Raw genomic sequence first — 1,679 nt, forward strand, 5'->3', positions numbered from 1 at the left:
TGCCGGTCGTCGAAGGGTTCACGCTCGGCATCGCCGCGATCATCGGGCTCCAGCAGCTGCCGGCGGCGTTCGGCGTCGACGCGCACGCCGACCAGGTGCTGGTGCTCGCCGGGCGCGCGGTCGAGGGCTGGGTGCGCGATCCGCGGTGGGTCCCGCTCGGCCTGACGGTCGCCGTGGTCGTCACGATCCTGGGGCTCGCCCGGGTGCGGCCCACGCTGCCGGGCGCCCCTCTGGCGGTGGTGGCGGCGACGGCGGCGAACTCGCTGCTCGGGCTCGGGGCCACTCCCGTGGGCCACATCCCGAGCGGCCTGCCGGCCCCGCAGCTGCCCGGCGTACCACTCTCCGACCTCGGCACGCTGGTGCTGCCGGCGATCGCGGTCGCGGCCCTCGCGGCGCTGGAGAGCCTGCTCTCGGCCACCGTCGCCGACGGGATGACCGTCGGCGAGCGGCACGACCCCGACCGCGAGCTGATCGGGCAGGGCCTGGCCAACCTCGGCTCCCCGCTCTTCGGCGGGCTGCCCGCGACCGCGGCGATCGCGCGTACCGCGGTGAACGTGCGGTCCGGCGCGCGGTCCCGGCTGGCCGCGCTCACGCACGCGGTCGTGCTGCTGCTCGTCGTCCTGGTGGTCGCCCGCTGGGTCGGCGACATCCCGCTCGCGGCGCTGTCCGGGGTCCTCATCGCCACGGCGGTGCAGATGGTGCGCGTCTCCAGCGTGTCCGCGCTCGTGCGGTCCACGCGCGGCGACGGCGCCGTCCTGGTCGTCACCGCGGTCGCGACGCTCGCGTTCGACCTGGTCACCGCCGTCCTGCTCGGACTCCTGCTGGCCGGCTTCGTCGCCATCCGGCAGACCGCCGCGACCGCCCGGGTCGAGGAGGTGCCGCTGACCGCGGACGAGGACCACCGGTCCGAGGAGCAGGCGCTGCTCGACGATCACGTCGTGGCCTACCGGCTCGAGGGCCCGCTGTTCTTCGCCGCCGCGCACGACTTCCTGCTCGAGCTCTCCGACGTCAGCGACGTGCGCGTGGTGATCCTGCGGATGTCGCACGTCACCACGCTCGACGCGACCGGTGCGCACGTGCTCGCCGACACCGTCAGCCGGCTGGAGGGACGCGGCATCACCGTGCTGCTCTCGGGCGTGCGGCCCGCGCACGAGCGAGTGCTGCGCGAGCTCGGCGTCCACGACCGGCTCGCGCACGAGCGCCACCTGTTCGTGAGCACGCCGGAGGCGATCGCGCACGCACGCCAGCACGTGTCGCGGGTGGGCTGACCGCTAGGACGACAGGCGCGCGGCCACCTCGGCGGCCGCCCGGCGGACCCGCGGGGCGACCACGTCGACGTCGATGTCGCCGATGGTGACGATGCCGACGCTGGCCTCCAGCCCGTCCACCCCGGTCACCGGCGCGGCCAGGCCGCGGGCGCCGGGCTGGAGCTCGCCCTCGGTGACGGCGAAGGGCTCCGCGCCCGGCCGCCGGCCCAGCAGGATCGCCTTGCCGGCGGCGCCTTTGGTCAGCGGGTGCCGGGAGCCGACCCGGTAGCTGACGTGGAAGTCGGTCCACGACGGCTCCACGACCGCCAGCGCCAGCGCGTCCTCGCCGTCGGCGACCGTGAGGTGCGCCGTGCAGCCGAGGCTCTCGGCCAGGTCCCGCAGCACGGGTACGGCGAGGTCGCGCAGCACCGG

1 protein-coding gene and 1 pseudogene are annotated in these 1,679 nt (G+C 75.9%); one reads left to right on the top strand and one right to left on the bottom strand.

Annotated elements, in window-relative coordinates:
- Positions 1-1,268 (top strand): SulP family inorganic anion transporter (locus tag Q0L15_RS22090; protein ID WP_296606997.1); only part of this gene is annotated, 1,268 nt, incomplete at its 5' end.
- A gap of 3 nt (positions 1,269-1,271) precedes the next feature.
- On the opposite strand, the pseudogene Q0L15_RS22095 reads toward Q0L15_RS22090, so the two are convergent.
- Positions 1,272-1,679 (bottom strand): annotated as a pseudogene (locus Q0L15_RS22095) (IclR family transcriptional regulator); the annotation flags it as partial.

The sequence above is a fragment of the Nocardioides sp. genome (genome assembly GCF_024509035.1).
Classification (GTDB): Bacteria; Actinomycetota; Actinomycetes; order Propionibacteriales; family Nocardioidaceae; genus Nocardioides.